Annotated in this window: 6 protein-coding genes; 2 read left to right on the forward strand and 4 right to left on the reverse strand. The window is 61.0% G+C overall.

The genetic code is table 11. The annotated features are described in order from the left end of the window. On the forward strand, positions 1-371 hold a 371-nt coding region (locus tag VLE48_11515), incomplete at its 5' end, for a hypothetical protein (protein HSA93631.1). Between the two features lie 350 nt (positions 372-721). Here the strand turns inward: VLE48_11515 and rho are convergent. The 4 genes from rho to VLE48_11535 form a co-directional block, all read right to left on the reverse strand. Then, positions 722-1,972 carry a transcription termination factor Rho gene (rho, locus tag VLE48_11520; GenBank protein ID HSA93632.1) on the reverse strand — a complete coding sequence of 417 codons (1,251 nt, stop codon included), beginning with the start codon at positions 1,970-1,972 and terminating at the stop codon, positions 722-724. A gap of 86 nt (positions 1,973-2,058) precedes the next feature. Beyond that, entirely contained in the window at positions 2,059-2,277 is a 219-nt protein-coding gene (locus VLE48_11525; protein ID HSA93633.1) for a hypothetical protein, read from the reverse strand. Positions 2,278-2,562: 285 nt separating this feature from the next. Then, the gene (locus VLE48_11530) at positions 2,563-3,339 is read right to left on the reverse strand and encodes an arginine deiminase-related protein (GenBank protein ID HSA93634.1); all 777 of its coding nucleotides are present in this window, start codon (positions 3,337-3,339) and stop codon (positions 2,563-2,565) included. Positions 3,340-3,383: 44 nt separating this feature from the next. Then, entirely contained in the window at positions 3,384-4,640 is a 1,257-nt protein-coding gene (locus VLE48_11535) for an MFS transporter (GenBank protein ID HSA93635.1), read from the reverse strand. Positions 4,641-4,857: 217 nt separating this feature from the next. Between VLE48_11535 and VLE48_11540 the strand changes: the two genes are divergently transcribed. Further along, on the forward strand, positions 4,858-5,978 hold a 1,121-nt coding region (locus VLE48_11540; protein HSA93636.1), incomplete at its 3' end, for an MBL fold metallo-hydrolase.

Raw genomic sequence — 5,978 nt, forward strand, 5'->3', positions numbered from 1 at the left:
ACGTGTACAAGATTCCTGGAAGGGATGGTCCTGAATTCCCGAGGGAGGTCGTTCTGAATCATCGCAAGCAAGTGCGCAAGGGGGTTCCGATCTCTGGACTGTTGCTCGGCGTTGGGTACAAACCAATCCCGAAAAAATACCCTCACGGAACTATGGTGGACGCCAGGCTCTGCGTGACTGATGAGCTGGGCAACCGCTCCACCGCATTAGTGTCCTTCTGGGTGGATCGCGCCGTTGAACTGATCTCGAAGAACAAAACCTCGAGGCGCTCTTTACCTTGCCTCTTTGATGGCAACGAGCTGCGTTCCAGGCTCGACGAACCGCCTACGACAGAGGCACGAGGGAGCAAGGCCGACAGCAAGGATAGGTGAGACCGCGCGCTTCCTCGTTGTCAGTTGTTACATTATGAGAATATCTTTTGGATAATCAGAAGAGTCCGTATGCCGTGCTTCAACAGCGAGGGTTCTGGACCGTTGGAGAAAAGTGCCGCCAATTCGCGAGACTTGGAAGCGCGCACGAGGAGAGAATCGGAAGTGCAGACTCGCTGGCGGAGGACTGAGTCTCGAGCGAACCCTTCTCTGCACCCCAAGTGCCGGGCAGAGAGCTGGAGAGGTGGACCCGGCACTAAAGAGCGCCACTTCAAAATCCTCCAGAAGTCTTGAGAGCGGCGCTGTCAACAAGTTTGTCGAGGATAAGAAACTTCGTGCCGTGAGTCGAAGGATCACAGCGCTGCCATGTTACCCAGGAATTCGCTATTGGCCTTGGTCTTGCCCAGCTTGTCGATGAGCAATTCCATGGCCTCCACGGGCGAGAGCGGGTTCAGCACCTTGCGCAGCACCCAGATGCGCGCCAGGTCGTCCTTGGCGATGAGCAGCTCTTCCTTCCGGGTGCCGGAACGCTGGATGTCGATAGCCGGAAACACACGCCGGTCCACCAGCTTCCGCTCCAGAATAATCTCCATGTTGCCCGTGCCCTTGAACTCTTCGAAAATCACGTCGTCCATGCGCGAGCCGGTGTCGACCAGGGCCGTGGCCACGATCGTGAGTGAGCCTCCCTCTTCGATGTTGCGCGCCGAGCCGAAGAAGCGCTTGGGGCGTTGCAGGGCGTTGGAGTCCACGCCGCCCGACAGGATCTTTCCCGATGGCGGCACCACTGTGTTGTAGGCGCGCGCCAGGCGGGTGATGGAATCGAGCAGGATGACCACGTCTTTCCTGTGCTCGACCAGCCGCTTGGCCTTTTCGATGACCATCTCGGCCACCTGCACGTGGCGGGCGGCCGGCTCATCGAAGGTAGAGGAGATGACCTCGCCCTTCACCGACCGTTGCATATCGGTGACTTCTTCAGGGCGCTCGTCGATGAGCAGCACGATCAAAACGACCTCGGGATGATTCGACGTGATGGAGTTGGCGATGTTCTGCAGCAGCATGGTCTTGCCGGCGCGGGGCGGCGAAACGATGAGCCCGCGCTGCCCCTTGCCGATAGGCGTGAGCAGATCCATCACTCGCGCGCAGATGTTGTCTTTCGCCGTCTCCAGCTTCACGCGCTGTTGCGGATAGAGTGGCGTCAGGTTGTCGAACAGGACCTTGTTGCGGGCTTCCTCCGGCGACTCGAAGTTCACCGCTTCGATCTTCACCAGTGCGAAGTATTTCTCGCCCTCGTGGGGTGGGCGCACCTGGCCGCTGATGGTGTCGCCGGTGCGCAGGTCGAACTTGCGGATCTGCGACGGCGAGACGTAGATGTCGTCGGGGCCGGGCAGGTAGTTGTAGTCGGGCGAACGCAGGAATCCGTAGCCGTCGGGCAGGATTTCCAACACTCCCTCGGCGAAGATATGCCCTTCTTTCTCGCTCTGCGCTTGCAGGATTTTGAAGATCAGGTCCTGCTTGCGCAGGCCGCCGGCGCCGGGAAGCTCCAGGCCGCGCGCAATCTGGCTGAGTTCCTGGATGTTCTTTTCTTTCAGTTCAGCAATGGTCATGATCCCCTACGAGGTTCGGGTCTTCAGGAAGGAAGAGTGGAAAACGGGAAGCTTGCGAAGAGGAAGAACGTGCGGCGCGCGGCGGGTTACGCCGCGCGACGCTCCGCTCCGGGATGGTTTTCCGGCCAGGCCATCACCCGCTCGGCGGCAGGCGCATCCGCCAGGCGGCCCAGCACTTCATTCATGGTTTCCTGCACGCGAGTGGCAGGACGATGGAACCGACGAGTCGCTTTCGACGCCAACTGGCACAGGACGTACCGGTTGTTCACCGTGCGCAGCGCGTCGTAAACCAGATCAGAACGCATAATAGGTGGGACCTCCTCTCACTCCTTGATGTTCTGACAGCTTGTCTTGAGAACCCTTGGCTGGAGGGCTGACTTTCGTCAATCCTTCCCCGCACCGATACCCATAATCCTCTGTCGCCCAATTAGATGGGGGAACCTCGCCAAAAGTTGCTGTTTGGAGGAACATCTTGGCTCCCCTCCCGGAAATCTTGAACTGAAAACCACCTGGGGAACCAGAGCTTTGGAGAGCTAGCTTAGGGCCATTGGCGAAGCCCGGTCAAGCTTTTTCTTTGACCCGTAACTTATTCATTCTAAAAACAGTTTAAGGCAGCACACGCTCCCACCTGACTTTTCGAACTCGGAGGTAGGCACGCGTATTGCCGTAAGCCCTTCTTTCTCAAGGGCTACCTGAAGACCCGGAGTTAACTCCGGGGTAATAAATCGCTCGTGAGCAGATACTCCATTACAAACAAACCGCAAGGCTTCTTGCAGGCTAACCTCGTGTACCCTCAACGCGTTTCGGCGGATTGCCTCCAGGGCCGGCGGTGTGAATGCTCCCGGGTAGATAAGGATGGAGCCGGGCGCCAGGGGAGCCAGGCACGTATCAAGGTGGTAGAAGCGTGGGTCGGAGAGCTCGAGCGGGACGACCTCGATGCCCAACTCGGCCAGGGCTGACTTGAACTTTTCCACACCACCGCGCGTGGAGCGGACGCCGTAGCCGGCCCAGACGCGTGAGAAGTCGGGATCCCAGAGAAGGTCACCATGGCCCTCGAGGTAGTCGTCACCGTAATTGAGTTCGATCACGCGGTAGCCCCGAGCCCGGAACCAATCGGTGTAGTACGGCACTTCGCGTTGGCGCGAGGGATATCGCATGCGGCTGGGCACAATGAACGGACCGAGCGACTTGTGGGTCCCTACGAATACCTGGTTATTGGAAAAGACCATATCCTCCAGGCCAGGAACCGGCGCAATGGTTTCGAGCGTGAAGCCGGCGCCGGCAAACGCGCTACGTACTCCCTCCCATTGCTGTTTTGCCAACTCTTTGTCCACCGGAGCAGCGTTCTCCATGAAGGGATTCTTCACGTCCCGAACCTCAAAATACGTGGGCGGACAGAAAAGCACGCGGTTCATTGGACATTCCCCGTCGACGGAATGGCTGGCGACGCGGCGTGATAGCCGGCCAAGACCGGATGCCGCAGCCCGTCCCGCCGGATGAAATGAATCACCAAGAGATAGAGCAAGCCCCCGATGAGTTGCGCGCCGACGGCCGCATGCATGCCCGCCAGCAGCCCGTAACGGTCTGCGATGAGGCCCACCACCCAGGGGGCCAGTGCGGGCGCGGAAAAATTCACCAGAAAGTAGGTCACACCGACCGCGGTGGCGTGAGCGCGCTCCGGTACCAGGTCGTGGATGATGGCAATCACCGGTCCGTGATACCAGCTCATAAAGAATGTAGCCGCGAAGAACAGGCCGAGAAACATCACTTTGTCCTCGGCGTGCAACCCGCCCAGAACCAGCGGCGTGGCCAACAGGAAACCGGCCAAGACGACCGCCACGCGGCCCCACGGCCAGATTCGCGCAAAGCGATCCGCGAGCCAGGCGCCGGTCATTACACCGAGCACTCCAGCCACCACCACGATGGTGCCCAAGCTCACGCCCGCCTGACTCAAGGTGAATCCTTTGTCCCGGCGAACGAATTCCGTACCCCAGGTGACATAGGCTTGGGCGGCAAAGGTGACGAACCAGCCGCTCACCAACAAGGTGACGTAGGCCGGTACGCGCAACAGATGTCGCAAGGGAACGGTCTCGGCGCGCGGCGGCCGCGGGACTTCCGGCACGCGATACATGGCTGCGGCCAACACCAGCCCGGGCAAGCCCACCAGGAAGAACGCCGGCCGCCAGCCCATGCGGTCGGCGATCAGTCCGCCCACTGCCAGTCCGGCCGCGCCGCCGATGAACATTCCCACGTTGAAAAACCCCTGCACGCGGGCCCGCATTTCCGGCGGGAACGCTCCTGTGAGCATAGCGGTTCCGGCGGGACCATAGGCGGCCTCGCCCACCCCCACCAGAGCGCGTGCCGCCAGCAAGGAACGGAACGATCCCGCCAGGCCGCTCAGGAAGGTGGCCCCGCTCCAGAACAGCACGCCCAGGGTCATGATGCGGGGGCGCGAGACGCGGTCCGCGGCATATCCCAACAGTACGTTGAGGGGCGCGTGCACCAGAGTGAAGACGGTGCCCAGCAGTCCCAACTGCTGGTCGCTGAGCAGGAATTCATCTTTGATGGGTCCGAAGAGCGGGAAGACGATCTGCCGGTCGATGTAGTTGACGAAGTTCAGCAGCGTGAGAACCAGCAGAATGCGGACCTGTTGCGAACTGTAGGGCACCGAGCGTCATTCTACCTGACCACTTCCTCCCCCTCGGGGAGCGCCCGTTTGCTGCCCATTACCGCGGCGTCGCTATCCCCGCCCGTTGCTTTCTGCGACTTCATTCGGACCGCTCGGCTATCCCTCCAGTCCCTGTCGTCCCAAGGTGCTTGCGCCCTGTCCCACACCCGGAAAGAATTGCCGCCTTGCTCGGTAATTCGAAATCCGGAGGATTCTGATGCGCACTCCCTTGGCAGTCTTTATGCGGCTGGCGGCTGGTCTGCTGCTGGCCGCAGTGTCCGCTACCGCACAAGATCCGGCAACGGCACTGAAGAGTTCGTACGAGAATGCACGCCGCGTCCTGGAGGCGGCGATCGAGGCCCACGGGGGACAGGCGGCCATCGACGCCGTCGAGAACATCTCCTTCAATCGTGAAGGCACGCTCACGCCGCGCCAGCAGATGGAGAGCGCGCAGCCGCCCTACCGCGCGGGCCGGCAAAAAGACCGGTTGGTGCTCGACGTCAAGGGCAACCGCCTGGTCGGAGACACCGAGGGCAGCGTGGCCGGCTTCGATTTCAAGAACCGCACTATCGTGAGCGGCGGCGAGGGATACAACATCGACTTCATCGCGCGCACCTTCACCAAGCTGCCGCAAACGACGCTGAGCGGCCCGCCCGTCGGCCAGTTCTACCGGCGCCTGCCTCATGAGATCCTGCGCAACGCGCAGCAGCGCAACCTGACTCTGCGCTGGCTGGGCGAAGGCACCTTTGAAGGCCGCAAGCAGAACGTGATTGCGTACGCGCATACGGACAATTCCGCGCTGGCGCTCTATTTCGATGCCCAGACCAACCTGTTGAGCAAGTACGAACTGCTGTTCCCCGACCCACTGACGGGCGATACGTCGGCGGAGATCATCTTCTCCGACTACCAGGCGGTCGGCGGGCTGAAAGTGCCGGGCAAGTGGACCCAACTCGTAGCCGGCGAAGTGAACACCGAATTCCGCTACTCCGACTTCGTGCTGAATGCCAAGCTGGACGATAGTCTGTTCCAGAAGCCGGAGGGCTTCGAGGAAGCGCCGCCGTTCCCTGCCGGGCGCCCGATCAAGACCGCCAAGCTCGCCGAGGACGTGTACGAGATCCAGGACGTGGGAGGAGGCGGCTACAGCGTGCTGGCCGTGGGTTTCAACGACTACATTCTCGCCGTGGAGGCACCGCTCAACACCGGAGCGGCACAGGCGGCTATCTCCAAGATCAAGGAGCTGATTCCCAACAAGCCGATACGCTACGTGGCGTTGACCCACCATCATGGTGACCACTCCGGAGGTTTGCGCGCTTTCATCGCCGAAGGCGCGACCGTGGT

This window comes from Terriglobales bacterium (assembly GCA_035454605.1).
Classification (GTDB): Bacteria; Acidobacteriota; Terriglobia; order Terriglobales; family Acidobacteriaceae; genus DATMAB01.